We start from the raw sequence: 26,795 nt of genomic DNA on the forward strand, positions 1-26,795 counted from the left end.
TTTCAAAAAGGGTCGAACAGGAAGGTGTTGTGGACAGTTTTTCGTTAAGCAAATTCAAGGGCCACTCGGTCGACGCTGACACCCGCGCATATATAGCGGCGCTTGAGGCCTTTGATAGTGCTGTCCAAATTCAGGAACTAAAACAACTCGAACAAAAAAGCCTCGTGCTGCCGCAGGCCCCAAAAGTTCTGGATGTAGGCTGTGGATTTGGGTTGGAAACACTCAGAATTGCACGACGCCTTGCATCCTCAGCTAAAGTTTGCGGGCTTGATGTCAGCGCCAATTTCTTGGCGGAAGCTAAGCGGCGATCCAATGAGGCCGGCTTAAAAATCGCTTTTGAAAAGGGTGATGCGCAGCGGTTGCCGTTTGCTGACAACTCCTTTGATTATGTGCGAGCGGAGCGCGTCCTGATTTACCTTAAAGATCCCGAATTGGCGTTGCGTGAAATTCAACGAGTCGCCTCCGACGGTGCCTGTCTCGCGGTAATCGAACCCGATTTTTCCTCTACAAACATCAACCATCCCGATCGCAAATTGGCCCGAAAGATTTTAACATATGAGGTCGAGACCGCCGTTGAACACAATGCCTTACCCGGAACAATTGATGCTTCACTACGGAACCTGCCGGATTATTCCATTGCAACCCGCGTTGTGGTCATGCCGCAAGAATTGGCGTACGGATATTTCGACAGTGTCGGAAAAAGAGCGTACACGGCAGGAGCCGTAACGGATACAGAATTGAGCAGTTGGTCAGACGGATTGGAAGCTCTCGCCCGCGATCGAAGTGTTTTTGGAACAGTTGGTTATTTCTTATTCACTGCGCGTGCTTAGTTTTCTGCTGCCTTTTCCAACGCAGGCCGGATAGTGCTTTCGATTACACGCTGAGTGATTGGCCCTGCAAAGCGCAAAACAATTGTGCCTTCACCGTCAACTACATAGGTTTCCGGGACGCCATAAAGGCCCCAGTCCAACGCCATGCGACCCTGCTCGTCCCGTCCTATGGCTTGATATGGGTCGCCCAGCTCGGTCAGGAAAGCCTCGGCATTGGTTAAATTATCCTTGTAGTTGATCCCATAGACTGGAACGCCTTCCTCAGACAGTGCTTCGAGGTTTGGGTGCTCAGCGCGACATGGCGCGCACCAGCTGGCCCAATAGTTGACCAGCTTTACCTCCCCGTCACGCAAAGTCGCATCGTCGAACAGCGGCTTTCCGGGAAATTCGACCAGAGCAACGGGCGGAGCAGGCTGGCCTTCGCGCGCAGATGGCAAAGCATCTGGGTCATCGCGGAACATTCCAATTCCAGCCAATACAGCAAAGGCAGCAAAGATTAGAGGCGGCGCAATCATCAAAGGAGAGATTTTAGCCATCGCGCGACATCCTTTGCTCGACACTCTTCAATTCAGTCCGCACCCTTCGACCGCGCATCACACTCAACACAACCAACGCGACCAAAAGGACGATAGAAATCCCATAAGCCGAAAGAACGGTTTCAGTGTACTTGCCTAAATCAGGGATCATGCATTTGCCCTTTCCCGCGCCAACAACGCCTTGATCCGGCGCGCGCGAATTTCAGTACACGTGCGATATAAGACCAACGCGATGAATAGCAAAACGAACCCGACAATACACAACATCAAAGGGAAAAAGTAGATGTTGCTTACTTTCTCTTCAGTATCCGATCCTGTAACGGCAGCGACCCGCATAACTGACGCGCCCTGATGCAGGCCTTGGTTCCAAAAATTCACCGCATAACGGCTTAGGATAGCGAAAACAGATCCCACCAGACACAAAACCGAAGTCAGGTCGGCTGCTGTGTCCGGATCTTCTATCGCCTCCCATAAGGCCACATATCCAAGGTAAAATAAAAACAGGATTAGAAACGACGTCAGACGCGGATCCCAAGCCCACCAGCTACCCCACATGGGTTGCCCCCAGATTGCGCCGGTTACCAAGGCCACAAGCGTAAAAACTATTCCTACCGGAGCCGCAGCACGAGCCGCCAAAGCACTTACATGATGGCGCCGTACAAGCCAAATGAGCGAGGCCGCCAACATCATTAGCCAGCAGTTGATTGCCATCAACGCCGAAGGCACATGCAAATAGATGATCTTTACGGTTGAGCCTTGTTTGTAGTCATCCGGTGTGAAAAAGAACCCCCAGACCAACCCCACGACCAAACACGTTGTTGAAGCCAACCAAAAAAAAGGCAGCAATCGCTCGCTTGTTGCAAGAAACTTGCGCGGGTTAGCGTATTCCCACAGTGAATTGGCTTTGGCTGTGATCGTCATGGGGCTTATTTAGTCCGTATCAGAGTCGTTCTCAATTGACCTCAGTCAAAGTTGTGGCGCTTCATCGCAGGTTGATCTTTAATACTGCTGCGCTGGCAAAAGGCAGCAACGCAATTGTGGCCGTTGTAATTCCTGCCAGCAATAATAGCGGCGTCTCTAATTCCGTCCCAGTCGCTCCTCGTCGGGCAACCTCGGCACCGAAAATAAGCGTTGGGACGTATAGCGGCAAAACCAAAAGAGACAAAAGCAGTCCGCCTCGTTTCAGTCCAACTGTGATGGCTGCACCAAATGTCCCGATCACACTCAAGGCCGGAGTACCAATCAGCAATGATACAACTAACCAAGTAAAACCAGTTTCCGGCAAATTGAGCATTACACCAAGCAATGGCGCCACCAAGACTAAGGGTAAACCGGTCGTCAGCCAATGCGCCAATGATTTGACTGCCACAACTGCCTCCAAGGGAAGAGGCGCAGTAGCCAATAGATCTAACGAGCCATCTTCCCAGTCTAGCGCCAGCAGTCGATCAAGCGACAACAGGCACGCAAGTAACGCCCCTAGCCACAATACGCCGGGAGCGATAATGGACAACAAGGACGACTGCGGACCGACCGAAAATGGAACAAGTACCGTGACTATAAGAAAGAAAGCTAACCCAAGGCCAAATCCACCGCCAGCGCGAAACGCCAGTTTCAAATCTCGGAGCAACAAGGCAATCATAGAAAGGCCCCGTCAAAGTCTTCGATTGGTCTCGGTTTGACTTTGTTCGAGCTTATGTCCAAAACTTTGGCTTCCAAGCCCAGGTCGATGTGTGTGGCAATTAGCGCCGAACCTCCATACTTCAGGTGGTCTTCAACAGCTTCAGCGAACATAGTCACGGCATTGCGGTCTAATGAGACTGTGGGTTCATCGAGCATCCAGATAGGACGCCCTGTAACCAACAGCCGTGCAAGTCCCGCACGGCGTTTTTGCCCAGCCGACAAGTTGCCAGCTTGGCGATCTGCCAGCTCATTTAGGTCATATCTATCCAACGCAGGTTGGATGCTGTGCGTTCCGAATACAGACATCCAGAACGAAAGGTTCTCCGCCACAGTCAGGGTCGGCTTTAGCCCGTCGGCATGCGCAGCATAGGCAATCCGGTCCTCGGCGCCTTGAATTTGGCCAGCCAACGGCGCTTGAAGACCCGCAAGCGTACGCAACAGAGTTGTCTTGCCAATCCCGTTGGGGCCACGCAGAATCAGCGCTTTACCGGGTTCCAAAACAAAGTTCAGCCTTTCCAACAGGGCAAGCCCCCCTCGGGCAATGGCAAGGTCGGTCACGGTTAGAGTCATGACGTCCGATTATCCCATTGCGGTCAGTGGCAAAAGGAGGGATTTGCCGCAGGGCATTTAGACGAGCCATCATGAATGATTTTTGACCCAAACAAAATCTACAATTCTTAACGGCGAACAAAGACGTTCAGTCATGTCGGGATCAAGGCCAGCGCGATGCGACGTCCTTCGGATAGTAGTACGTTGTATGTTCGACAGGCAGCTGGCGAGTTCATGATCTCGACTCCTATGCCAGCGGTTTCCAACGCATGGCGCAAGTCAGCAGGAATATGCGTCAACTCTGCCCCTGTTCCTATCAGTAAAACGTCTACAATTTCGGAAAGGGCCAGCAGCGGGTCCATGTCAGAATAACCACCCCAACCTATAGTGCCCTCAGCGCTGGTCAAAATTGATCCCTCGTGGACCTGGCCGCCTATTCGGAAGAAGCCATGTCCGTAACCGTCAACCGGGGTTGCGTTGTTATAGATGATTTCATTGAGACGCATGCAAGTCTTCTAGCCCCAAAGCGGCAGACCGAACAAGGCGGTAAACGCAATGACTACGTACGCTGCCATTCTATAAAGCTTTTCTTTTTCCGGATTGAACATCCTGCCGCCTAACCAATTCCCCAACAGGTTCGGGACTGCCAAAACCAACCCTAACAAAAAGACATGCGAGGAGACGCGGCCCATACCGGACAAATATCCGAAAAGAAGGAAATCGAACCCGAATAGAAACAGCAGGATGGTCGCGCGTATTACTTCAACTGGTAAAGGACGGGACATATAGAACAAAATCACGGCCGGACCCGGCAATCCAGCCACACCGCCCAACAAACCTGCAGCGCCACCAATAGCCGCCACCATTGTACGCCCAACCCGACCTGTGAACCGCAGACCAAGCGTCAGGATCACCAACATAGATAGCGACAGAAAACATACGGCATAGCGAAATACTTCGGGTTCGACCCTAGTCAGCAGCCAAAGCCCTAACGGCAACACCGCTGCGCAGCCGAGCAGCAGCCGCGCCAAATCACCCTTATCGACAACTTTCCACGCGCGGCGAAGATTGGGTAAAGGGCCAAAGACGTCCATAATCGTTAAAGCAAGCAACGCGCCAAACGGACCGAGAAGCGGGGCCGCGAGGGGTAAAAAGACAAGCGCCGTGCCAAAGCCAGAAAACCCCCGCACAATGCCGGCCATAAATGCTGCAATTAGTAGAATAGCCAGCCCACCGGGGGACTGGCCGAGAAAGTCAGGCGTCGACATTCGCGAACTGGTTGCCTGCCGTGTTCGACGGTTTGGACCAGTCGCGCTTAACGCCCAGCCACAACAAGATGGTCGAAGCGACGAATACCGACGAATAGGTGCCCACAATCACGCCCCAGATCATCGCAAAAACAAACCCACGGATCACATCACCACCCAATACGTACAGCGAAATCAAAGCCAGCAGCGTAGTTACCGACGTCATAACCGTCCGACTCAGCGTTTCGTTTATCGAGATGTTCAGAACCTCTTTGAGGTCCTTCTTTTTGTATTTTCGCAGGTTTTCACGAACACGGTCGAACACGACCACGGTATCGTTGAGCGAGTATCCAACAATGGTCAGCAGCGCGGCGATAATTGCGAGGTCGAAACGTATCTGCAGTTCGGAAAAGATACCGATGGTCAAGATCACGTCATGCACCAAGGCTGCAACCGCGCCCAGCGCAAATTGCCATTCAAAGCGTAGCCAGATGTAAACAAGCACCGCCGCGATAGCCAATGCCACGGCAATGACGGCTGTTTGGATCAATTCGCCTGATACCTTGGGGCCGACGGATTCAACAGATACGAATTGTACGTCCGGCACTGCCCCCCTCAGCGCCTCTTCAACCGCAGTTACAATGGCTGCTGAAACCGCCTCCGCATCCGCTTGCGCCTGAATCCGGATCATGGCCACATTTTCATCCGGCCCAAAAGTCGGGTCGAAAATTTCAGTAATCGTTACGTCGCCAAGTTCCAACGGAGCAATTGCCTCGCGGTAAACGCCGACATTAACTTCCTCGGCGCTTTGCGTCCGGATGGTTGTGCCGCCCCGGAAATCGATACCAAAATTCAGCCCCTGTAGAAGGAAAGATGTAAACGCAATGACCATCATCAGGCCCGATATGCCCAGCCAGATTTTCCAGCGGCTAAAGAAATCGAACGAGGTATTTTGGGGTACGAGTTTCAGTCTCATGTCAAACCTCGATCATTTTCGGACGGCGCCGTTCGAACCACATTACGATCATCAGGCGGGTTACAAATATCGCCGTAAAGACCGAAGTCAGAATGCCCAATCCAAGAGTTATTGAGAACCCACGCACCGGACCACTGCCCATCGCAAACAGGATCACAGCCGTGATAAAAGTCGTTACGTTCGCGTCCAGAATTGCAGACAAAGCCTTTTCATAACCCAACTCGATGGCACGTGCTGGACCTTTGGCGGACTTCAACTCTTCTCGGATGCGTTCAAAGATGAGGACATTTGCATCCACCGCCATACCAACCGTCAAAACGATACCTGCAATACCGGGAAGGGTCAGTGTCGCCCCTATCAGAGACAATAAACCAAAGAGCAAGCCGACGTTGATGATCAACGCTATGTTGGCAAAGATACCGAATAAGCCATAGCTAAGCGCCATGAAAACCAGAACGGCAACAAATGCCACAACGGTGGCCACCTTGCCCGCATCTATGCTGTCCTGCCCCAGTTCGGGGCCAATTGTGCGCTCTTCAAGAAACTCTAATCCGGCTGGCAAAGCGCCTGCCCGTAACAGAACTGCCAAGTTTGTGCTTTCCTCGACCGTAAAGTTTCCGGTGATGATACCCGAGCCGCCCGGAATATGGCTTTGGATCACCGGGGCTGAAATCACCTCTTCATCCAGTACGATTGCAAAGGGGGCACCGATGTTTTCTAGAGTATAGTCGCCGAACTTGCGTGCTCCGGACGTATTGAAGCGGAAGCTTACCGCGGGTCGGCCGTTTTGGTCGAATGACGGTTGCGCGTCTACAAGTTCTTCGCCGGTAACGACAGGTGCAGCATCGATTACGTAAAAACGTCCCTCCTCGTCCAACGATGGAACGACCTTTTCCCCGGGACTTACAGTATCTTCCAGACTGTTTGCGGGTCCCACCACCGGGTTGAACGTCAACTGCGCGGTGGTTCCGATGATCTCCTTTAGCTCACCCGCGCTGCCAATGCCCGGCACTTGGATAAGAATTCGATCAGCCCCTTGGCGTTGGATGGTCGGTTCACGTGTTCCGACCTCATCGATCCGGCGGCGCACAATCTCAAGCGATTGACGCACGGTTCGGTCATCCGAAGCAAGTCGTTCAGCTTCGGACAGCTGCACGACGACAATGTCGCCCTCGGCGCGGGCTTCAATATCGGTCGCGCCAACCCCCGTAAGCGTCTGAACTTGCCGAGCAAGTCCGCGCACGACTTCCAGAGCGCGTGGCATTCCATCGGGCTGGCTGATACGTACGCGAATCTCGTCCGGGGCAGATGGTTGTTTGCGGATCGTTCCCACGGTTGCGCGCTCCTCGCGCAGAGCATCCCTAATGTCGGGCCACATTGAATCCATTCGGGATTCGTAAACATCACCCACCTGGACTTCGGCAAGCAAATGCGCACCGCCGCGCAAATCCAAGCCCAGATTGACCAGCGATGAAGGCATCCAATTCGGCCATAGCGCAGCTTCGGCCTGCATCTCAGGCGTATCGACGCCAAGGTCGATCGCTGTCTTTGCGTCGTTTGATTGTTCGACGCGGGTGTAAAACGCATTTGGCAAGGCCAATATCAAGCCGATTACACAAACCAGCCAGATCAGAACCCGCTTCCAGGTATCAATTTGCAGCATTACCCTGCCTTTTTAAGGATTTATCGCGCGAAGTTATTTTGCCGGTTCTGTCTTGTTCAGCACCTGCGCTACAGTTGATTGGACCACGCGCACCTTTACACCCTCGGCAATCTCGACCTCAAGCTCTCCATCATCTTTGACCTTGGCGACCTTGCCGATCAAACCTCCTTGGGTCACGATCTGATCTCCACGACGCAAGGCATCAACCATCGCCTTGTGCTCCTTGATTTTCTTCTGCTGCGGCCGGATCAGCAGAAAGTACATTATGCCGAAAATCAGGATCAGCGGGAGAAACTGGGCGATTGCGCCACCTTCCATGGGATATTCCTTTGTTCAGACGATGCGGAACCCTCTCCGCAAATTTGGCGGGAACCTATGCTTTGAATGGGCTGTTTGCAAGCAAAGGCGGCATAGCGTTTTAACAAGACCACCCCACAATACCACAGGATACCGCAAACCGTTGCAGATATGTCCTAGGCACGTCCGCGAACTTAGGTATAGTCTTTGCATGGGGGGACCAATGCCAAAGTCGATCAAACCTTTCGTTTTACTATCAAATTTCCTGACTTTGATCGCTTTGGTTTTATGGCTGTGCGCACCGGTTTCGGCGCAGGAAACACCCGTGGTAACCGACGAAGCCGAAGCGACCGAGCTGAACGATTTTATGGCTCCGGTCATTATTGATGGGGAAATCCTTTTTCAACTACGCGGATCAAGCGCCCTACCAGCGTCCGAACGCGCAGAGGGCGTTCAGCAAAAAATCATAGAAGTAGCCGAAGCCTCTGATGCAGCAACGGTAAATATTACTTACGACGAAACCGAGCTCGGCATCTGGATCCTAGTGGATGGCGTCAATGTGTCGATCGTGACCGACGCCGACTCAGACCTGGACCAGATGGAACTCAGTGTTCTCAGCATATTACACGGCAATGCTATCAAAGAATCTATTGAGGCGTATCGCGCCAACAGAACTGAAAAGGCGCGCGTATCTGGCGCTATCGAAGCTATTGGATGGACGATCGGTTTTGCCTTATTCGTAGTGGCAATCCTATGGCTCCACCGTCGGATTAAACGACGCACCCTACGTTTTGTTCGACGCTATTTAAAAGACGTCGAAACAGCGACAGCCGAAACGGTACAGGCCGAAGCAATGGCCGCACTGATCCGATATGGTCTGAACTTCGTTTTACTGGCGATTTTCTTTTTCGGATTCTATTACTACCTGTCGTTCATTCTGCTGGCCTTCGCTGAAACCAGGTACTTTGCACAGCTTTTGCTGACCTATCTGACAGAACCGGTTCTGCAAATCGTAAAAGGTATCATCAGCTATGTTCCCAACCTGATCATGTTGGCACTTATCACTTGGGTAACATTGTATATTATCAGAGGCTTGCGCGTGTTCTTTGACACAGTCGAAGCCGGGACTTTTGACCTAGGTGACTTTGAAAAACATTGGATAAATCCGACTTTTAACATCACCCGAGTTGTGGTGATTTTAATCGCGTTAGTTTTTGCTGTTCCCTATATTCCCGGCTCGGACTCTGCCGCTTTTCAGGGATTGACGATCTTGGTTGGCGCGATGCTTTCGTTGGGCGCAAACTCGGTCGTTTCAAATATGCTTGCCGGGTTATTCGTTATTTATCGCCGCTCAACATCGATAGGAGACCGAATTCAAATAGGAGATCACATTGGCGACGTTGTGCAGATCAAGTTGATGGAAACCCATCTGAAATCGATCAAGAATGAACTGATTTCGATTCCCAATGCGCAGCTAATGAATTCAGATGTCGTCAATTTCTCGAAAAAGACGGACGGTAACGGCCTTTTGCTCCACACAACTGTCGGGATAGGTTATGAAGAGCAGCCTGAAAAAGTCGAAGCCATGTTGGTCGAAGCCGCAAACCGTACCAAGGGGATCAAGGCCAAACCGGAACCGTTTGTGTTATGGACAGCTTTGGCCGACTACGCGATCAACTATCAGATAAACGGGTACACTACTCGTGGCAGTATTATTCCGAAAATCAAATCGGACCTGCATCGCAATATCGTAGCCGTTTTCAATGAAAATAATGTTCAGATCATGACACCATCCTATATTGCAGATCCGCAAGAACCGAAGATTCCAACAGACGAGTGGGACGGTCACCTGGTCCACAAGGGCCGCGAGGAAGCTGAGAAGTAAGCAAGAATTGCCGTGACGGTGCTACACCCTGCCCACCATTTGGTGCATAAGCAGCAGCAGTGATTCACGCATCAAGGATCTAACCAATGCACGACATCCGGGCAATTCGCGAAAACCCAGCCGCATTCGACACCGCTTTAGCGCGCCGCGGGGATGCGCCTATGTCGTCAGACCTACTGCGGCTCGATGAAAGTCGGCGGGCTAAGATACTGGCAGCAGAAACTGCTCAGGCCGATCAGAACAAAGCCAGTAAAGAGGTTGGCGCTGCCAAAGGCCGAGGTGATGAAGCCGAATTCGAACGCCTGCGCACGTTGGTCGCGGAGAAAAAGGCCGAAGTTGCCCAGATGCAAACCGAGGCCAAGGATCTCGACGCATTGCTGGTCGATCAACTGGCGCGCATCGCCAACTTGCCTGCTGATGACGTGCCGGAAGGTGCGGACGAAGATGACAATGTCGAGGTCAACCGCTGGGGCACCCCGCGTACATTCGATTTCACACCCAAAGAGCACTATGAAATCCCTTCAGTTGCAGCGGCAATGGACTTTGAAACAGCTGCCAAAACCAGCGGCAGCCGGTTTGTAAACCTGTCCAAAGGCGTGGCACGCGTCCATCGCGCGTTGGCCCAATTCATGCTGGACACGCACATTGACAAAAACGGCCTTACCGAAATGCAAACGCCGGTGCTGGTTCGCGATGAGGCCATGTACGGCACTGACAAATTACCGAAATTTGGTGAAGACAGCTATCAGACGACCAACGGCTGGTGGTTGATCCCTACGTCAGAGGTCACCCTGACATACTCTGTTTCAGGCGACATTCTTGAGGAACGCGACTTGCCCATTCGCATGACGGCTCATACGGTCTGTTTTCGTTCCGAGGCAGGCAGCGCTGGAAAGGACACCGCCGGAATGTTGCGACAGCACCAGTTCGAAAAGGTCGAAATGGTCTCTATCACACATCCCGAGAAATCGGATGACGAACAAAAGCGCATGTTGCGCTGTGCCGAAGGCATTCTGGAACAATTGGGTATTCCGTACCGTACGGTCGTTTTGTGCACTGGGGATATGGGATTTGGTGCACGCCGCACCTTTGATATCGAAGCTTGGCTGCCCGGCCAGGGTACCTATCGCGAGATCAGTTCGGTTTCGACCACCGGAGATTTTCAAGCACGTCGCATGAATGCTCGCTTCCGTCCCGAGGGAGGCGGTAAGCCAGAATACGTCCATACACTAAATGGATCGGGCCTCGCGGTCGGTCGTTGCTTGATTGCCGTTTTGGAAAACGGTCAAAACTCAGACGGCACCGTCACCCTTCCTGACGTCCTTGCGCCCTATCTCGGCGGTAAGCTGACGCTTTTGAATAACGGTTCGCTGTCATAGAAAACCAGCGCATTTGCGACGCGCTGGTTTTGGAGTAAAAACGCGGAGAAGAACTACTTCTTCGCTTTTTTCTTGCCGGACTTTTTGTCTGATTTTTTGTCAGACTTTTTCTTTTCATCCTTTTTTGATTTCTTGTCCTTTTTGGACTTTTTCTTGACCTTTTCCTTGGCCTTTTTAAAGGCGGCTTCCATCTCAGACTTCTTTTTTGCGGCTTTTTCTGCCTTGGCTTTTGCTTTGGCCTTTTTCTTGGCCTTAGCCTCTGCTGCCGCCAACTCTGCAGCCGCGCGTTCCTCGGCCGCTTTGCGCTCAGATTCCGCCTTTTTAGCGGCGGCAGTCGAGCGTGCAGCTGTCGGTCGCGTCGACGGTTTCCGGGTCGTCGTTTTGCGAGCCGGCGCACGGCGGGCAGGAGCCTTAGCTGCGGGTTTTGACGCAGCGGCCTGTTTTGCGGCAGCTATCAGTATCGGAGCGCGCGAAGCACCGATGCGTGGGACTTTCAGCAAGTCTTCAGGCTTGGCCTTTGCCAAGTCTTCGGCAGTTTTGAAGCCATTCGCGCTCAGAGCTTGCGCCAGAGCGGGTCCTACGCCTCGCACTTCGGTAACAGCGGTCATTTGAGGTCCTTTCTTTCTCTCCCTGCAGATTTATGTATATACTTTAAATATACATTTTAACAAGAGCGCACTACCTAAGCAAAGCCCAACGTATTCTCAACCATTTTGTATAACTTGCGAACCCGATATTTTCCCCGGGAATGGGACCAACCTGTTCGTTTCTTCATCCCATAGTTTTAGGTTCAAGGCAGCAACGGCCTCGGGGAACTTGATCCGGCGGGGCGTAAATTCTGGCGGTAGGTTGTAGTGGCAAGCTCGTAACCGATAAGATGGAATGCGCGCATTGAAATGGTGAATGTCGTGTAGGGTGATACACGCGACGGCATTGTCGAACCACCAGCCAAAATCCAACGCTGATGACCCTTGCAAGGCAGCCAATTGCGGATCCAAATCCGGTCGCCGATCCCAATAAGTGTCTTCAAAATTATGCTGAAGATAAACAAGAAAGACGCCCAACATACCGCCCAGAAACGAAAATACCAGCCAGACTAAGATCCCCGTGGTACCTGAAACAAGGTATAAAAGCCCAAGGAAGACAACGATAGAAACGTTGTGCAAAAGCACGCCTTTAGCGCCAAAACGCATGGTATTCTTGGGCCAACGATAGCGGATGAAATAAGTAAACAACGCGCCAGCAGGAACCAGAATGAACGGGTTTCTATACAGACGATAAAACAAACGTGTTTTCCAGTCGGCCGCGTTCCATTCCCGCAGGGTCATTGTGTGGATTTCACCAGTCTCCCGGTGATCGAGATTGCCAATGCCAGCATGATGCAGGTTATGGTTCTGTTTCATCACCTCAAACGGTGCAAAGGTGAAAGGTGAAAGGCCATGGCCCGCCCATTCATTCTGCTGTCTCGTTTCAAACAACGAATGGTGGCCGCAGTCGTGCTGCAGTACATAAAGTCGAACGGCAGAAAACGCAAAAACTACACCGGCCGGGACCATGACATACCATTTTTCGACATAAACAATCGCCAAAGCCAGCGACGCGAAATAAACCGCAAAAGTCCCGAAATAGCTTAGCGCGGCCAACCGGTTGTCCTGCACCGCGTATTGCCGCGTGTATTCCCTCAAATCCATCAAGACCGCTCCCACGATGCCCGGCCGAAATCTAATTCAAAGCTAAGGCGGAATTCCCGCAAATCATGGTACGAGAACAAATTCTCGCAATCAAATGCTAATGCGCCGCAGCTGGGCTGTCACGCCTTCAACTTGAAAATGTAAGAATTGGGCAGGGTTATGCCCTGCCCTTAAGATGTTTAGCCAATGCACCAGCGTTCTTTTTTCGGCGCCCTTTGTAGGGGTTCTTGTCACCTTGCCCGCGTAATGTCAGGCGAATTGGGGTCCCCGGCATGTCAAAGTCCTCGCGCAGGCCGTTAATCAGATAACGCGAATAGCTGTCCGGCATTTTGTCAGGATGCGAGCACATAACGACAAATCCTGGCGGGCGCGTCTTGGCCTGGGTCATATAGCGCAGTTTGATTCTGCGACCTTGAGGCGCTGGAGGCGGGTGTTGTTCCAACATAGCCGTCAACCAACGGTTCAAGGCGGCGGTTGGCACTCGGCGGTTCCAAACTTCGTGTGCCTTTAAGATAGCTACGCGAAGACGCTCTAACCCCCGTCCTGTTTTGGCTGAAACCGTAATCAGCGGTGCGCCTCGCAACTGGGGAAGCAGTCGTTCAAACGATTCTTTCAAGTCGCGCAGTTTTTGCTGCTTTTCGTCTTCAATATCCCATTTGTTGACAGCGACAACCACGGCGCGGCCTTCCCGCTCGGCAAGATCAGCGATCCGCAGATCCTGCTGTTCAAATGGAATGGCTGCATCCAATAGCACTACGACGACTTCGGCAAATTTCACTGCTCTCAGGCCGTCAGAGACTGATAGCTTTTCAAGTTTTTCCTGAACCTTGGCCTTTTTGCGCATGCCAGCGGTATCAAATATCCGCATTGGAGTGCTGTCACCGTCAGGCCCGGCCCAATCGACCCTCAGGCTAATTGCATCTCGGGTAATGCCGGCCTCGGGACCGGTCAACAGACGATCTTCGCCAATTATCTTGTTGATCAGAGTGGATTTTCCAGCATTGGGACGCCCTACAACCGCCACCTGAAGCGGTTTCGCATCAGATATAATGGGCTCTTCGCCCTCGCCCTCTTCATTCAATTCTATGTCGGTCGCTGGCGCATCGTTTGTTTGTTGCGCTTCTGCTGCGTCGGCCAATGGCATTAGCTGCGCATATAGGTCCGTCATCCCTTCGCCATGTTCGCCCGACATCCGTACAGGCTCGCCGAGGCCCAAATTATAAGCTTCAAGCACACCAGCTTCCGCCGCGGAACCCTCAGCCTTATTGGCTGCTAAGATCACATGTTTTGCCCGTTTTCGCAGGATTTCAGCAAACATCTCATCAGTTGGAGTAAGGCCGGTTCGCGCATCGATCATGAACAGGCAAACGTCTGCCATATCAACTGCGCGTTCAGTCAGGCGACGCATCCGCCCTTGCAAACTGTCGTCCGTCGCGTCCTCAAGACCTGCGGTGTCGATCACAGTAAATCGAAGATCGCCCAGCCGACCTTCGCCTTCACGCAGGTCCCGCGTTACCCCCGGTTGATCGTCAACCAAGGCCAATCGTTTGCCGACAAGGCGATTGAACAGAGTGGATTTACCCACATTGGGGCGCCCCACAATTGCGAGGGTCAGCGACATGATACTCAACTTTCAAAACTCAAGAAGCGCCCTTTAGCGCATCTTTCCGTCAACGGAAAGCGTGCAGTTCGCCCTTGGTCGAAACGACGTATAGCGTTTGCCCTGCTACGACAGGGGCGGTAGTCGCGCCGTTCGGAACCTCGACTTGGTGCACCCGCGACCCATCGACCGGGCTAAAAAAGCGCAAGAATCCGTCATTTGAGGCGACAACAACTCGGCCTCCGGCAACAATTGGGCCGTAATGGGCAAAGATTGGTCCCCGACGCCCTGGCCTGTCCTTGACAAAACCTGGCAGGTCTTGGGCCCAGACTATCGATCCGTCAGAAGCATCCAGGCGGACCAACTGACTGCGATCGCTGATCAGAAAGACGCTGTTACCTGCAGGCCAGACCGTATCAACTGCGCCTTCAGGCGCGGTCCAGCGGCGCTCACCCGTGGCGGCATCAAAGGCGACAGTGCGACCAGAATGGTTTCCGATATAGATCGTGCCGCCTGAGACCATGGGACCTCCGGTTACGTCTACGACACGCGCAGCAGCGCGCCCGCGACGTCCACCGGCAACAGAAGCGTTCCAGCGCCGGATACCTCCTTTGCGAAAGGTCGCCGCGACATCGCCGGACCCAAATGCGAAAACCGCTAAGTCCGAGGTCACAACCGGAGCTGGAGCCCCAAGCACGTTGCCAACACTTGGAGTGCCTTGAACCTGCCAAGCAATGCGCCCATCCTTGGTGTTGACTGCCCAACCAGTATCGTCACCAGCAACAAGATACAGCAGCCCGTCGCTAACCAATGGCGCACCACTGCCTGTAGCATTCAAACGCTTTTGCCAACGCTGAACTCCAGTTTTGGCATCCAAAGCCGTCAGCCGACCAAATCCGGACGAGACGTATAGAACCCCGTTCGCATATGCTATGCCACCGCCGGTCGCATCAATTTCTTTTTCGGTGGCAGGGATAACATTAGTGCTCCACGCGACTGCCCCCTGAGGAGTAACAGCTGAAACTGTTGCCGCTGCATCGAGCGTGTAAATCAATCCCCCAGCAACAACCGGATCAGCAGTTATGCGCTGTTTGCGCGCGTCGCCCGCTCCGATCGAGGTTGACCAAATCCGCTGAGGCGTAGCGCGAAGAGCGGCATTTGTTGTCCGAAATGCAGCTGTACCTGGGCTTTGCGGCCAGCTGGCATTCGCAGACTGCCCGGGCAAACTGATCGGTTTTGATCCCCGCGTCTCAACTGTTTCATTGTCTATCGCAGGACGAATGTCTTCACGCTCGCCAGGTAAAATAACCTCAGGCTCCTGACAGGCGCTGAGAGTCATTAGGGTCAGCGCAGAAACCACTAGTCCAAAATGAGAAATATATTTTGCTGCCATGATCTCTTGCACCAGCCTGTCACATCCCGTTTTGCCGACCCGAAGAATCAACCTTGCTGCGCCACAAGTGGTTCCGGCTCACCGCCGAGTGCCACAATCAGCTGACCAGCACGTTGTTGAAGGTCAAAGCTGGCCTCTGCGTCCTGGCGAAGAGCCTGCAGGCGTTCAATCGCGGCCTGTATCTCTCCCTCTGAAATCTCGATAAGAGCGAGCTGCTCTTCGGCCAGCAGCCGCAAAGGTGCACCAGGTGCTGCCAGGGCCTCAAATTGCTGACGCCGATCAGCGGCCGGCAAAGAATCAGTTTGCAGTAACAACGCTTTGAAACTGGCGATAGCGCGATAAATCTCCGGCAGATCGCCCTGAACCGCGATAGCATTTAACTTTTCGACAGCCTCAGCTTCGGAACCCGCCTCGAATTGTGATGCGGATGAAAGCATGTTCAGAACCGCGTCCCCGCCAGCTGATTCAGCATCAATCTGGCTTAGACGTTCAGCGCGCTCGGTCGACCCGTTCTCGGCCAGCGCGGAAAGGATTGCGTCGCCCAGTGCCTTGGCTTGGCCGGTTTCGCGGGCCTTGCGGTATTCGTTGAACGCTGCGCCGCCAACGATCGCGACTACAGCAACTACCCCGATCCATCCCCAACGACGCAGAAGCAGGTACATGCGGTCGCGTCGTACCTCTTCGGTGACTTCATCAATAAAACTATCGGCGTCGCTCATCCTGCCTCCGGGCGTTGTATTCAGCTTTCTGGCGCCATGTCATACCCCGCCGCCACGGCCAAGCCAAGTGCCCGAATTCACACATTCTGTGATATACTGGCGCCTCTTGCCTAAAAAAGTGAACCGAACTATTCAGTTCAGTATGGACATGCATGGGGTTCGGCCCCATTTCAAAGCATGTGCGCCAAGGTTCAGTTTGGCCAAGGTATTGGTAGAGAGGCTTTGTATGCGGTTGATTTCCCTGATCAACGCGGTTTTGGTCACCGTCGCATTGTATTTCCTGGTTTTTCAACGGGATGAACTGTTTGCGTTCGCTGGTCGTGGCGAAGATCAATCCGCATCGGCCGAAGATTCCGTTGAACAGGGTTCTGTCGTCGCCGAAAACGCTGTTGGAGTCGTCGCACTCCGATCGACCGCACGCGAGATAGGCAGTGCCGTGCTCTTGCGGGGACAAACAAAAGCGAACCGTCAGGTTGAAGTTTTGGCAGAAACTACGTCGACAGTGGTCTCCGAACCGATGCGCAAAGGCGCATTTGTCGAAGCGGGTGATCTTCTTTGCGAACTTGACCCCGGCACACGTCCTGCGGGTCTGGCCGAAGCGATGGCAGGAAAACTTGAAGCAGAAAGCCGAATACCCGAGGCTGAGGCTCGTTTGGAAGAAGCTCACGCTCTGGTCGCCGAAGCCGAAATCAATCTGAAAGCAGCCAGCCGACTATCTGAAAGTGGATTTGGATCAGAAACACGCCGAATTTCCAGCGAGGCCGCTATGAGCAGCGCCGAAGCCGGCGTGAAATCTGCTGAAGCAGGATTGGAAGCCACTCAAGCGGGTATCGAGGCAGCCGTAGCTGAAGTCGCCGCAGCCCGTCGCGAAATGGACAGGCTTACCATCGAGGCTCCGTTCAAAGGTTTGCTGGAAAGCGATACCGCAGAACTAGGGAGTTTGATGCAACCCGGATCACTGTGCGCGACTGTTATACAGCTTGATCCGATAAAACTGGTCGGTTTTGTTCCGGAAACCGAAGTGAATCGCATTATTGTAGGGTCCTTGGCCTCGGCCAAACTGGTTACAGGGCTTCAGGTTGAAGGTCGTGTAACTTTCTTAAGTCGTTCGGCAGACGAAACAACTCGCACATTTGAGGTGGAAGTAACCGTACCCAACCCCGAACTGTTGATTCGAGACGGCCAAACCGCAGAAATTCAGATTGCAGCGGAAGGCGTCAAAGCTCACTTGCTACCGCAATCTGCTCTTACACTCAACAATGACGGCCAGTTGGGTGTGCGTACAGTCGGGGCGGGAAACATCGTCGATTTCATGCCGATCGAGTTGCTGCGCGACACGTCCGAAGGCGTATGGATCGGTGGCCTTCCAGAAACAACTGATGTGATTGTTGTAGGGCAGGAATTTGTGACAAGCGGTGTGGCCGTGGCGCCGACTTACATGGAAGAATCGCAATGACGGGTATCGTCAGTTGGGCCGCTGGCCGCGCCAGAATGGTTCTGGCGTTCATTGCGATCTCACTTGTTGTGGGGGGGTTCGCCTATGTCAGCTTGCCGAAAGAAGGCGAGCCGGACATCGAAATCCCCGCCCTGTTCGTTTCAGTGTCGTTCCCTGGAATCTCGGCGGAGGATTCCGAAAACCTTTTGGTCAAACCAATGGAAACCGAACTGGCGGATTTGGATGGCCTAAAGGAAATGACCGCCACCGCTGCTGAAGGCTATGCCGGCATCGGGCTGGAATTTGACTTCGGCTGGGACAAGACAGCCATAACCGCCGATGTGCGTGATGCAATGAACAGCGCACAGGCCGAGTTTCCCGATGGCGCTGAACAATATTCACTGTTCGAAATCAACTTTTCGGAATTCCCGATAGTCATCGTGAACTTGACGGGCGCTGTACCTGAACGCACAATGGCCCGCATTGCCAAAGACTTGCAGGATGAACTTGAAGCATTGGATTCTGTGCTTGAAGCTGGAATAGCGGGTAATCGCGACGAGTTGCTGGAAGTAATCATCGATCCACTTCGACTCGAATCCTATAACGTTACAGCGGCCGAATTGATCGACGTCGTGCGCAACAACAACCAATTGATTGCGGCAGGCGAAGTAGAAACGGCGCAAGGCACATTCTCGGTTAAAATTCCGTCCTCGTTCAAAACCGCACGGGATGTGTACGAACTGCCCGTCAAAGTTAACGGCGACCGCGTCGTAACTCTGGGTGAGTTGGCCGAAATCAATTACACCTTCGAAGACCGCTCGGGTACTGCCCGCTTCAATGGCGAAGCCACCGTGGCCTTGCAAGTGGTCAAACGCAAGGGATTCAACCTGATCGACACAGTTGAACAGGTGAAACAGACTATTGAGGCAGCCCAGACTAAATGGCCACCTGAATTGCAGGCGGCCGTCGATGCCGGAACTTCTAACGACCAGAGCCGTATCGTTGGATCAATGGTCAGTCAGCTGGAAGGATCTGTTCTGACTGCGATCGCTTTGGTGATGATCGTAGTGCTTGCGTCATTAGGAACGCGTGCCGCGCTTTTGGTTGGATTTGCCATTCCGACATCATTCCTCCTTTGTTTTGCATTTCTTGCCGTAATGGGTGTCAGCATTTCCAATATCGTGATGTTCGGTCTCATTCTGGCAGTCGGAATGTTGGTAGATGGCGCCATCGTTGTTGTCGAATACGCTGACAAACGCATCAAAGAAGGCGTTGGCCCCATGCACGCCTACGTTCAGGCCGCTCAACGGATGTTTTGGCCGATCGTGTCGTCAACGGCCACTACACTTTGTGCCTTTCTTCCCATGCTGTTTTGGCCCGGTGTTCCTGGCGAGTTCATGGGGATGTTGCCCGTTACGCTTATTTTCGTACTTTCGGCGTCGTTAATCGTCGCGCTTATCTATCTTCCGGTCATGGGCGGCGTTTCCGGACGCCTTAGCCGCACTTTCGACCGTATGTCGAAATGGTTAAGGGCACGTACTCGATGGTGGGTACGCGCAGCATTGGTCCCGCCTTCACTTTATTTGATTTTCCTTGGCGCGATGCAGATGCTGAACCCCAGCTATTTGTTGCCCGGCGGCTCTATTGTTGGAGCGGTTCTATTTTTGTTTGGAGCTTTTGCAGGTTCGGTTACGCTCAGCGCGGCGCGAATTGAACGTAAGGTCGACGAGAAGGTTCAAACATCAAAAGAACACACCCCTTTTGGTTATTTCGTCAAATTTCTGGTTGGAAATCCGGTAATGCCGATCGTCGCTATAGCTGCGGTGTTCACAATGGTTTTCTACATTGCTTTTGTACTTTTCCCACAGAACTCTCGCGGAGTTGAGTTTTTCGTCGAAAACGAACCGGAACAAGCCACTGCGTATGTGCGCGCTCGGGGAAACCTGTCTCTGGCTGAAAAAGACGCGATGGTATTGGCGGCAGAAGAGGTCATCAGCGCCCATCCCGCAGTTATTAATGTCTTTTCCTTTGCTGGCGAAGGCGGTTTGGATCAAAACAATGGCGGTGCCCAAGCCCCGGCTGATACGGTAGGGCGAGTTCAGTTCGAGATCATACCATGGGAGGATCGGCCCACCGTATCGGAACCTGTCGCTGGAGGACGTTTGGAACGGCAGGTTATTGCGCCTGAATTCGATGGCGATTTCGTGCTGGAAGAGTTGAGTTCCGAACTTGCCAAGTTACCGGGTATCGTGGTCGAAATTTTGGCCTTAGAACAGGGACCCGCGTCGGCCAAACCGGTACATCTGCGTATCAAAGGCGACAGCTGGGAAGATCTGACCACAGCCGCGTCAAACGCACGCTCGGTGTTTGATTCAATGCCCGGCCTGATCAAAGTCGAAGACACCCTACCGCTTCCCGGAATCGACTGGCAAATCGACGTCGATGTCGCCAAGGCCGGGCGTTTTGGCGCCGATGTTGCGACCGTTGGTGCAATGGTACAATTGGTGACACGCGGCATCCTGTTGGGCGAAATGCGCCCTGACAGCACGGATGAGGAAATCGAAATAAGGGTCCGCCTGCCCGAGGAAGACCGAGTGTTATCAACTTTGGATACTCTAAAAGTGCGAACCCAGGATGGGTTGGTGCCTCTTTCGAACTTTGTCACGCGTAAGCCAGTGGCCAAACTCGCGGTAATCGACCGGGTCAATCAGGAACGTTACTATGACGTAAAAGCGGATGTCGAACCCGGTTTGAGCAAAGTGTTCATCGAAGGTTCAGATGGGGCGGAACAACGTTTGGCCGTAATGAAAGAGGTCGCCGAAGGGGCAGAACCTTCCGGAACGGTTTTGACCAGCTCAGAAGGCAAGGCTTTTGAGCTTGTGCAGCTAACAGGCGCCGAAAGTGTCGATGACCTGCAAAATGCCATTGAAAGCGGAGATGCCAAGTTTGGTCTGATCAACCCGAATGAACGTATCGCGGTTCTGACCGAATGGTTAAACACCGATCCCTTTACCAACACGGTAAGTTGGGAATGGACCGGAGACCAGGAAGATCAAGAAGAATCGGGCGCCTTTCTGGTCAACGCGTTTGCTGGTGCGTTGGGGCTAATGTTCGTAATTCTGCTGGCGCAATTCAATTCGTTCTACAACTCTGTTCTTGTTCTTTTGGCCGTCGTGCTTTCCACAACCGGTGTGCTGATCGGAATGATGTGGATGCAACAGCCCTTTTCGATCATCATGACCGGGACAGGTATTGTGGCGCTTGCAGGGATTGTGGTGAACAACAACATTGTTCTGATTGACACTTATCAGGAATACAGCCGCCAAATGCCCAGAATCGAGGCTATTGTACGAACGGCCGAGGCGCGAATTCGACCCGTTTTGCTAACAACCTTGACAACTATGGCGGGCCTCACGCCAATGATGTTCGGTTTGTCTCTGGACTTTATCAATGGTGGATATTCAATCGACAGCCCCACTGCGCTTTGGTGGAAGCAGCTTGCGACAGCAGTTGTTTTCGGCCTGGGCACGGCAACCGTGCTGACTCTGATCGTAACGCCATCGTTTCTTGCGCTTCGGGTTTGGGTTGTCACCTACTCGGTCTGGCTGGCCAAGGCATTGGCCGGTCTGACCGGGGGCCGGTCCAGTCAAATTGCGCAAGATATGAAAATTGGCCGCACGGCGCGCCAGATGCAATCCACCGAAGTCGTCTGGACTGACAACGCCGACGTAATTTTCGAGTCGCAAAGAACAGATAAAGACAATCCAGACCATCCTCCTTCAACACCATTGAAGGCCGCTGAATAGTCTATTGCGACAGCGTTTTGTTTGGATTCTTGCATAGCCGTGTAAGGCTTAACCTGCGAATTTACAGTGATCACGCAGCCTGGGCATCCGATTGCTGTCGGTTCCAAAGCTGCGCATAGCGCCCCTCTTGCAAAAGCAATGCATCATGGGTGCCTTGCTCTATGATTTCGCCTTTTTCCAAGACGACAATCTGGTCGGCCTCGGCAATTGTACTTAGACGGTGCGCGATCGTTATCACAGTCCGCCCTTCGCCAGCACGAGCAAGCGCATCCTTGATATCCTGTTCCGTATCTGTGTCCAAAGCTGATGTCGCTTCATCCAGCAGCAGGATCGGAGGGTTCTTCAACAGCGTTCGTGCAATGCCGACCCGCTGTTTTTCGCCCCCTGACAACTTCAACCCGCGTTCTCCCACTTTGGTTTCATAACCTTGGGGCAAACCTTCGATAAATTCGTGTATTTGGGCTGCTCTGGCAGCGGCCTCAACATCCGCTTGGCTGGCCCCATCCCGACCGTAAGCGATATTGTAACGGATTGTATCATTGAACAGGACCGTGTCTTGGGGAACCACGCCTATGGCTGAATGCAGGCTGGCTTGAGTAACGTCGCGCACGTCTTGCCCATCAATCTTCAACGCGCCGCCGGTCACGTCATAAAACCGGAACAACAAACGCCCAATTGTGGACTTTCCGGAACCGGTCGCACCCACAATAGCCACGGTTTTTCCGGCCGGTACTGTCAGCGACACACCACGCAAGATCTCTCGATCCGGATCATATCCGAAACGAACATTGTCGAGGGTGACTTGCCCTCCTGCAACCTCAAGATCAGGCGCACCGGGCTTGTCGGTTACCTCAGATGGCTGTTCGAGCAAATCGAACATTTGCCCCATATCCACCAATGACTGACGGATTTCGCGGTAAACCGTGCCAAGGAAATTCAGCGGGACCGTAATTTGGATCATGTACGCATTGACCATGACGAAATCCCCCACGGTTAGCGTCCCGTTTTGTACTCCAATCGCCGCCAGAACCATGACACCGATCAATCCCGCAGTGATCAGCATGGATTGACCAAAATTTAGAAACGCCAGCGAATAAGCCGTTTTTAGCGCGGCCTGAGCATACGCCTTCATCGACACATCGTAACGTTCAGCTTCGCGCGTTTCCGCATTGAAATACTTGACAGTTTCAAAGTTCAACAGGCTATCGATCGCTCGTTGATTGGCTTCAGTATCCTGATCGTTCATTTCGCGACGCAGTTTTACGCGCCATTCGGTCACCGCAAATGTGAACCAGATGTACAGTGCGATTGTCGCTGCGACTACGACCAGATACCAGACGTCGAACAACCACATTAGGATGACCGCTACCATCAAAAGTTCCAAAATCAGCGGTCCAATGGAAAAGAGTAAAAACCGCAGCAGGAATTCTACGCCTTTCACGCCCCTTTCGATAATGCGGCTTAGGCCACCAGTGCGCCGGGTCACGTGATAGCGCATCGACAATTGGTGGATGTGCCGAAATGTTTCTAGCGCCAGCGCTCGCAGTGCCCTTTGCCCTACCGGTGCGAACAGTGCGTCCCGCAATTGCTGGAATCCAACGGTCATCATTCGAGCTACGCCATAGGCAACGGTCAATCCCACCGCTCCCAACGCCAGCGGGGGCACACCTTCGCCAGCTAACCCATCAACTGCGCCTTTATATAAAATCGGGGTGTAGACAGCGATCAGCTTAGCCAAGACAAGCATCAACAATGCCATTACGACACGCCGCTTTACCCACGGCTCATCATCAGGCCATAGATATGGTGCAACTTTGCGGATGGTGCGCCATCCCGACTTGCGCTCGTCCTGGTCTCGCGTCTCAATAGGCGGATTCGCGGGCTTTCGTCTCATCACGTACCTTAACATCGGTCTGAGATTGGCCCTGGCCCGCACTGGGCCAGAGGCAGCGTTCTATTCGGGGATCGTGAAGATTTGCCCGGGATAAATCAGGTCTGGGTCGCGGATTGACTCGCGATTGGCATCGAACAGCCTGACATACAACACTCCATCGCCATAACGCTCGCGCGAAATAGCCCACAAGGTGTCGCCTTTTTGAACTGTGACGGACCTGATCGGAGCTGCCGTCGACGAGTTGGGGTTGGCCGCTGCCTCGGCAGCCTTCAACGTTTCGATGGGTTCACGTTGGAAAGGTGTCTCGATCCGGCTAACCACGTCGCCTTCGGGTGAAACCTCGTCTACGCGCAATGTATAGACACCGGGATCCACACCTTCGATTTCTCCGCGCCACTGACCGTCGTTCGAAGGATCCAAATCTGCCACGAGATTGTTGTCCAAATACAGACGCACCGAGGAATCATCCTGAACGCGGCCTGTCAGCTCAACCTCGCCTTCGTCTGAATACCCAATTGTGTCGAGTTCAACTTGATCCGGCGGTGTTTCGCTTGCTGCAGGCGGCTGAACCAGTTCGACGCCATCTTCGCCAGACCTCAGGATAGCCACCTGTTGGCTCGGCTTGTCGGGGTTCGTGGTTGGGGTGATAGCCGCAGGTTCTTCGTCGGTTTCGGTTTCAGCAACAGAGGTTGCTGTCTCCGAAGACTCTGTCTGCGGCTCTTCTAATTCTTCGATTTTTGGGTCAGGGCTTTCTGCGTCAGAAGCCTCCAATCCGGCGGTTTCGGGGTCCTCGGTTTCCTGGGGAGCATTATCCGTCAGCTCAGGCCCAGGCTCAGGCAGAGCGGCGATCAGATAGTCATCAGAACGAACAGGCTCATCCTCATTTTGAGTTTCCAATACCAACCCTCTCGCATCATCATCAAAAGGAATTGACAGAAATTCGGCGAACTGACCAGTTTCGTCCACGGTAAAGCTGTGAACAGTTTCGCCATCCAGCACGACGTCGACTTCGGAACCCGGATCTGCTGTTCCTGAAAGCAAAGAATTCCCGTCTGGTTCGACAAAAATCTGATCCAGAACCGGAGCGGCAGAGGCGATTTCATCAGTTGCGGGGTCTTCAGACTCAGATTCAACGGCGGGTTCGGAAATATCCGCCGATTGGTCCGTGCCGACATTTTGTTCCAGAGCTTCGGCCTGAATATCCTCTGTCGACGCCGCAGGCTCATCTGTTTGCAACTCTTCCGACGGTTGCTCAACAGCAACGTCGGTTTCTGTCGGTGACTGTGTTGGTGTCCTGTTGAAAATCCCCGATAGATAAAGCCCCCCTGCCACCAAAACAGCGACGAGCCCCGCAACCAGCCCCCAAATAAATGTTTTAGAGCTTCCGCTTCCCGATTCGGCGTTCATTCTTTTCCTTTCACCCCGCCACACAAATACCCCGAGTGTCGGGCATTCGATCGGACGGTTGAGCCAATCTATCAATGTCGCTATCAGGGGTCAAAACCTCTGACACAAGCCCGGAGAAGTCATTCCATGCCTCAGAAATCTGTTTGTGTGTATTGCGGGTCACGCAATGGCACTAATCCGGCCTATTCACAAGCTGCCAACCAATTTGGACAGTTGTTGGCCAAGGAAGGTTGGAGATTGGTTTACGGCGCAGGTGACGTGGGCTTAATGGGCGAAGTTGCGCGCGCTGCGCAATCAACCGGCGGAGAAACCTTTGGTGTGATCCCTGTTCACCTTTTACAACGCGAAGTCGGCAAGACAGACCTAACGCGTTTCATCGTAACCGAGACGATGCATGAACGTAAGAAAGTCATGATCATGAACGCTGATGCCGTCGTCGTGCTTCCCGGAGGAGCGGGGTCTTTGGACGAGTTGTTCGAGGCCCTGACCTGGCGACAGTTGGGTTTGCACGACAAGCCCATACTGGTCTTGAACATAGACGGTTACTGGGATGCATTGCGCACTCTTCTGCAGCAAGTCATCGATCGGAATTTCGCTGATGCATCACTGTTGGATTTTATTACCTGGGTCGACAGTCCTAACGACGCGATGTCTGCCCTGCGACAGGTTTTAGACTGACGTAATAGATGGGCAGTGTGTAACCGCCCTTATCTTTCCCGTTCACGGAACAGACGATTTCAACCGATTGCTCAACAAAGCTTCTACTTTGCGTAAGGGGTGATTGGTCATGGTCTTGTCGACTTCGGCGACAACTTTAGTCAAGACTTTACTGTGAAGCCGACGACGTAGAAGCCCCAGTACATGCGGACTTGCAACTAAAACCAATCGTTTATACGCGCCCTTTAAACCCTTTCGGTTCAGTAAATTTGCCAAATCTTGCACAAACAGTGATTTCGCATGGGTTTTCCAGTCGGGCTCCTCTACGGCCGACTTTTGGTTCGGCCCCGCGTCATACCTACGACCGGCACGATCCGTAGGTCTGGGTTGAGGCGTATCGGGCTCCTCGACGGAGACAACAACCAGATTAGGGTCCTGCGCGTCGGTGATATTCTCCATCACCAGCGCCTTTTCCCCATCCGCGATAATGACCCAAGTTCCCTGTTCAAGTGCAGCCATAGTGACCTCCTGTATCGATTTATTTGCTCATCCCTCATCCAGCGGGCACAGCCCATCTGGTCGCGTGAATGGTGTCTTTCACGCAGCACAGTGTTGTTTTTCAACGATTTGGCGGTTCTCTCCCTCCGCCTATTATAGCTAGGTACTGCGGGAGGCGGTGCAATAGGTCTCAACATGAAAGTTGACGTGTCGGCAGGTTTCCACCCGTCAGGTGGACAATTCGATCACCGTGATCTCAGGCGAAACTCCGAATCGCACCGGCAAGATGGAGCACCCGATCCCGCCCGAGACAATCAGGTCACGCCCATCCTCATGCACATGGCCATAGACGTAACGGTTGCGGCACTGGGACGGGACAAACGGCGCCCAACCCGCAAACCGAATCTGCCCGCCATGGGTGTGACCAGAGACCGTCAAGGCAACCTGCTTGGGCATCTCGGGCTAATGGGCCATCATGATGACAGGCGCGTCATCGATAACTTGCGCCAATGTTGCCGGTAAGTCGTGCAACCTTCGGCATTTTCGTAACCCGCGCGGGATCGCGCGTTGATCCTCCAACCGCGCCAGCCAAACTCTGGCATCATCCAATTTGACCTCGACATTGGACAAGACCTGAAAGCCCATACCGTTCA

At 53.1% G+C, this 26,795-nt stretch carries 26 protein-coding genes; 6 read left to right on the plus strand and 20 right to left on the minus strand.

All coding sequences use genetic code 11. The annotated features are described in order from the left end of the window. The first annotated feature begins 29 nt into the window (after positions 1 to 29). The gene (locus tag GOV45_RS00535) at positions 30 to 830 is read left to right on the plus strand and encodes a methyltransferase domain-containing protein (RefSeq protein WP_170472805.1); all 801 of its coding nucleotides are present in this window, start codon (positions 30 to 32) and stop codon (positions 828 to 830) included. Here the strand turns inward: GOV45_RS00535 and GOV45_RS00540 are convergent. The 10 genes from GOV45_RS00540 to yajC form a co-directional block, all read right to left on the minus strand. Further along, on the minus strand, positions 827 to 1,366 hold the full coding sequence (locus GOV45_RS00540; RefSeq protein ID WP_170472808.1) for a DsbE family thiol:disulfide interchange protein: 540 nt from the start codon (positions 1,364 to 1,366) through the stop codon (positions 827 to 829). The genes GOV45_RS00535 and GOV45_RS00540 overlap by 4 nt on opposite strands. Further along, positions 1,359 to 1,517: a heme exporter protein CcmD gene (ccmD, locus tag GOV45_RS00545; protein WP_170472810.1), complete on the minus strand. Its 159-nt coding sequence runs from the start codon at positions 1,515 to 1,517 to the stop codon at positions 1,359 to 1,361. The genes GOV45_RS00540 and ccmD overlap by 8 nt, the downstream gene beginning before the upstream one ends. Further along, on the minus strand, positions 1,514 to 2,287 hold the full coding sequence (locus tag GOV45_RS00550) for a heme ABC transporter permease (protein WP_170472812.1): 774 nt from the start codon (positions 2,285 to 2,287) through the stop codon (positions 1,514 to 1,516). Before GOV45_RS00550 ends, ccmD begins: the two co-directional genes overlap by 4 nt. A 61-nt stretch (positions 2,288 to 2,348) precedes the next feature. Beyond that, positions 2,349 to 3,005 carry a heme exporter protein CcmB gene (gene ccmB / locus GOV45_RS00555; RefSeq protein ID WP_170472814.1) on the minus strand — a complete coding sequence of 219 codons (657 nt, stop codon included), beginning with the start codon at positions 3,003 to 3,005 and terminating at the stop codon, positions 2,349 to 2,351. Further along, the gene (gene ccmA, locus GOV45_RS00560; protein WP_170472817.1) at positions 3,002 to 3,616 is read right to left on the minus strand and encodes a heme ABC exporter ATP-binding protein CcmA; all 615 of its coding nucleotides are present in this window, start codon (positions 3,614 to 3,616) and stop codon (positions 3,002 to 3,004) included. Before ccmA ends, ccmB begins: the two co-directional genes overlap by 4 nt. A 131-nt stretch (positions 3,617 to 3,747) precedes the next feature. Beyond that, positions 3,748 to 4,101: an Mth938-like domain-containing protein gene (locus GOV45_RS00565; RefSeq protein ID WP_170472819.1), complete on the minus strand. Its 354-nt coding sequence runs from the start codon at positions 4,099 to 4,101 to the stop codon at positions 3,748 to 3,750. Positions 4,102 to 4,110: 9 nt separating this feature from the next. Continuing rightward, on the minus strand, positions 4,111 to 4,863 hold the full coding sequence (locus GOV45_RS00570; RefSeq protein ID WP_170472821.1) for a sulfite exporter TauE/SafE family protein: 753 nt from the start codon (positions 4,861 to 4,863) through the stop codon (positions 4,111 to 4,113). Continuing rightward, positions 4,850 to 5,818 carry a protein translocase subunit SecF gene (secF, locus tag GOV45_RS00575; protein WP_170472824.1) on the minus strand — a complete coding sequence of 323 codons (969 nt, stop codon included), beginning with the start codon at positions 5,816 to 5,818 and terminating at the stop codon, positions 4,850 to 4,852. Before secF ends, GOV45_RS00570 begins: the two co-directional genes overlap by 14 nt. Before the next feature lies 1 nt (position 5,819). Next, positions 5,820 to 7,481: a protein translocase subunit SecD gene (secD, locus tag GOV45_RS00580; RefSeq protein ID WP_170472827.1), complete on the minus strand. Its 1,662-nt coding sequence runs from the start codon at positions 7,479 to 7,481 to the stop codon at positions 5,820 to 5,822. A gap of 33 nt (positions 7,482 to 7,514) precedes the next feature. Beyond that, positions 7,515 to 7,799 carry a preprotein translocase subunit YajC gene (gene yajC / locus GOV45_RS00585; RefSeq protein ID WP_170472830.1) on the minus strand — a complete coding sequence of 95 codons (285 nt, stop codon included), beginning with the start codon at positions 7,797 to 7,799 and terminating at the stop codon, positions 7,515 to 7,517. Between the two features lie 202 nt (positions 7,800 to 8,001). Here yajC and GOV45_RS00590 point away from each other — a divergent pair, with 202 nt between their 5' ends. Together GOV45_RS00590 and serS are read left to right on the plus strand one after the other, a co-directional pair. Then, the gene (locus GOV45_RS00590; RefSeq protein WP_254447872.1) at positions 8,002 to 9,663 is read left to right on the plus strand and encodes a mechanosensitive ion channel family protein; all 1,662 of its coding nucleotides are present in this window, start codon (positions 8,002 to 8,004) and stop codon (positions 9,661 to 9,663) included. 86 nt (positions 9,664 to 9,749) lie between these two features. After that, positions 9,750 to 11,042: a serine--tRNA ligase gene (serS, locus tag GOV45_RS00595; RefSeq protein ID WP_170472833.1), complete on the plus strand. Its 1,293-nt coding sequence runs from the start codon at positions 9,750 to 9,752 to the stop codon at positions 11,040 to 11,042. A gap of 53 nt (positions 11,043 to 11,095) precedes the next feature. Here the strand turns inward: serS and GOV45_RS00600 are convergent, their stop codons facing one another. The 5 genes from GOV45_RS00600 to GOV45_RS00620 form a co-directional block, all read right to left on the minus strand. Continuing rightward, on the minus strand, positions 11,096 to 11,650 hold the full coding sequence (locus GOV45_RS00600; protein WP_170472835.1) for a helix-hairpin-helix domain-containing protein: 555 nt from the start codon (positions 11,648 to 11,650) through the stop codon (positions 11,096 to 11,098). Positions 11,651 to 11,746: 96 nt separating this feature from the next. Continuing rightward, on the minus strand, positions 11,747 to 12,733 hold the full coding sequence (locus GOV45_RS00605; RefSeq protein WP_170472839.1) for a fatty acid desaturase: 987 nt from the start codon (positions 12,731 to 12,733) through the stop codon (positions 11,747 to 11,749). A gap of 157 nt (positions 12,734 to 12,890) precedes the next feature. Then, the gene (gene der, locus GOV45_RS00610; protein WP_170472841.1) at positions 12,891 to 14,354 is read right to left on the minus strand and encodes a ribosome biogenesis GTPase Der; all 1,464 of its coding nucleotides are present in this window, start codon (positions 14,352 to 14,354) and stop codon (positions 12,891 to 12,893) included. 49 nt (positions 14,355 to 14,403) lie between these two features. Next, positions 14,404 to 15,726 carry a PQQ-like beta-propeller repeat protein gene (locus tag GOV45_RS00615; RefSeq protein WP_170472844.1) on the minus strand — a complete coding sequence of 441 codons (1,323 nt, stop codon included), beginning with the start codon at positions 15,724 to 15,726 and terminating at the stop codon, positions 14,404 to 14,406. 47 nt (positions 15,727 to 15,773) lie between these two features. Further along, complete coding sequence (locus tag GOV45_RS00620) at positions 15,774 to 16,445, minus strand: hypothetical protein (protein WP_170472847.1); 672 nt, start codon at positions 16,443 to 16,445, stop codon at positions 15,774 to 15,776. Between the two features lie 226 nt (positions 16,446 to 16,671). Between GOV45_RS00620 and GOV45_RS00625 the strand changes: the two genes are divergently transcribed. Beyond that, positions 16,672 to 17,901, plus strand: a complete 1,230-nt coding sequence (locus tag GOV45_RS00625) for an efflux RND transporter periplasmic adaptor subunit (RefSeq protein ID WP_170472849.1) — start codon at positions 16,672 to 16,674, stop codon at positions 17,899 to 17,901. Further along, complete coding sequence (locus GOV45_RS00630) at positions 17,898 to 21,686, plus strand: efflux RND transporter permease subunit (RefSeq protein ID WP_170472852.1); 3,789 nt, start codon at positions 17,898 to 17,900, stop codon at positions 21,684 to 21,686. Before GOV45_RS00625 ends, GOV45_RS00630 begins: the two co-directional genes overlap by 4 nt. 70 nt (positions 21,687 to 21,756) lie before the next feature. On the opposite strand, the gene GOV45_RS00635 is transcribed toward GOV45_RS00630, so the two are convergent. Together GOV45_RS00635 and GOV45_RS00640 are read right to left on the minus strand one after the other, a co-directional pair. Beyond that, the gene (locus tag GOV45_RS00635) at positions 21,757 to 23,580 is read right to left on the minus strand and encodes an ABCB family ABC transporter ATP-binding protein/permease (RefSeq protein WP_170472855.1); all 1,824 of its coding nucleotides are present in this window, start codon (positions 23,578 to 23,580) and stop codon (positions 21,757 to 21,759) included. A 60-nt stretch (positions 23,581 to 23,640) separates the two neighbouring features. Continuing rightward, a complete protein-coding gene (locus GOV45_RS00640) occupies positions 23,641 to 24,987 on the minus strand; it encodes a LysM peptidoglycan-binding domain-containing protein (protein ID WP_170472858.1) in 1,347 nt (448 codons plus the stop codon). A gap of 126 nt (positions 24,988 to 25,113) precedes the next feature. Between GOV45_RS00640 and GOV45_RS00645 the strand changes: the two genes are divergently transcribed. Then, positions 25,114 to 25,665 carry a TIGR00730 family Rossman fold protein gene (locus GOV45_RS00645; RefSeq protein ID WP_170472862.1) on the plus strand — a complete coding sequence of 184 codons (552 nt, stop codon included), beginning with the start codon at positions 25,114 to 25,116 and terminating at the stop codon, positions 25,663 to 25,665. A 42-nt stretch (positions 25,666 to 25,707) separates the two neighbouring features. Here the strand turns inward: GOV45_RS00645 and GOV45_RS00650 are convergent, their stop codons facing one another. The 3 genes from GOV45_RS00650 to GOV45_RS00660 form a co-directional block, all read right to left on the minus strand. Further along, positions 25,708 to 26,163, minus strand: a complete 456-nt coding sequence (locus GOV45_RS00650) for a baeRF12 domain-containing protein (RefSeq protein ID WP_170472865.1) — start codon at positions 26,161 to 26,163, stop codon at positions 25,708 to 25,710. Between the two features lie 207 nt (positions 26,164 to 26,370). Beyond that, positions 26,371 to 26,598, minus strand: coding sequence for a metallophosphoesterase (locus GOV45_RS00655; protein ID WP_170472868.1), 228 nt, complete (start codon positions 26,596 to 26,598; stop codon positions 26,371 to 26,373). Positions 26,599 to 26,604: 6 nt separating this feature from the next. Further along, positions 26,605 to 26,787 (minus strand): hypothetical protein, encoded by a 183-nt coding sequence (locus GOV45_RS00660; RefSeq protein ID WP_170472871.1) that lies wholly within the window; start codon positions 26,785 to 26,787, stop codon positions 26,605 to 26,607. Positions 26,788 to 26,795 lie beyond the last annotated feature (8 nt).

This window comes from Ruegeria arenilitoris (genome assembly GCF_013035425.1).
GTDB classification, from domain to species: domain Bacteria; phylum Pseudomonadota; class Alphaproteobacteria; order Rhodobacterales; family Rhodobacteraceae; genus Ruegeria; species Ruegeria arenilitoris_A.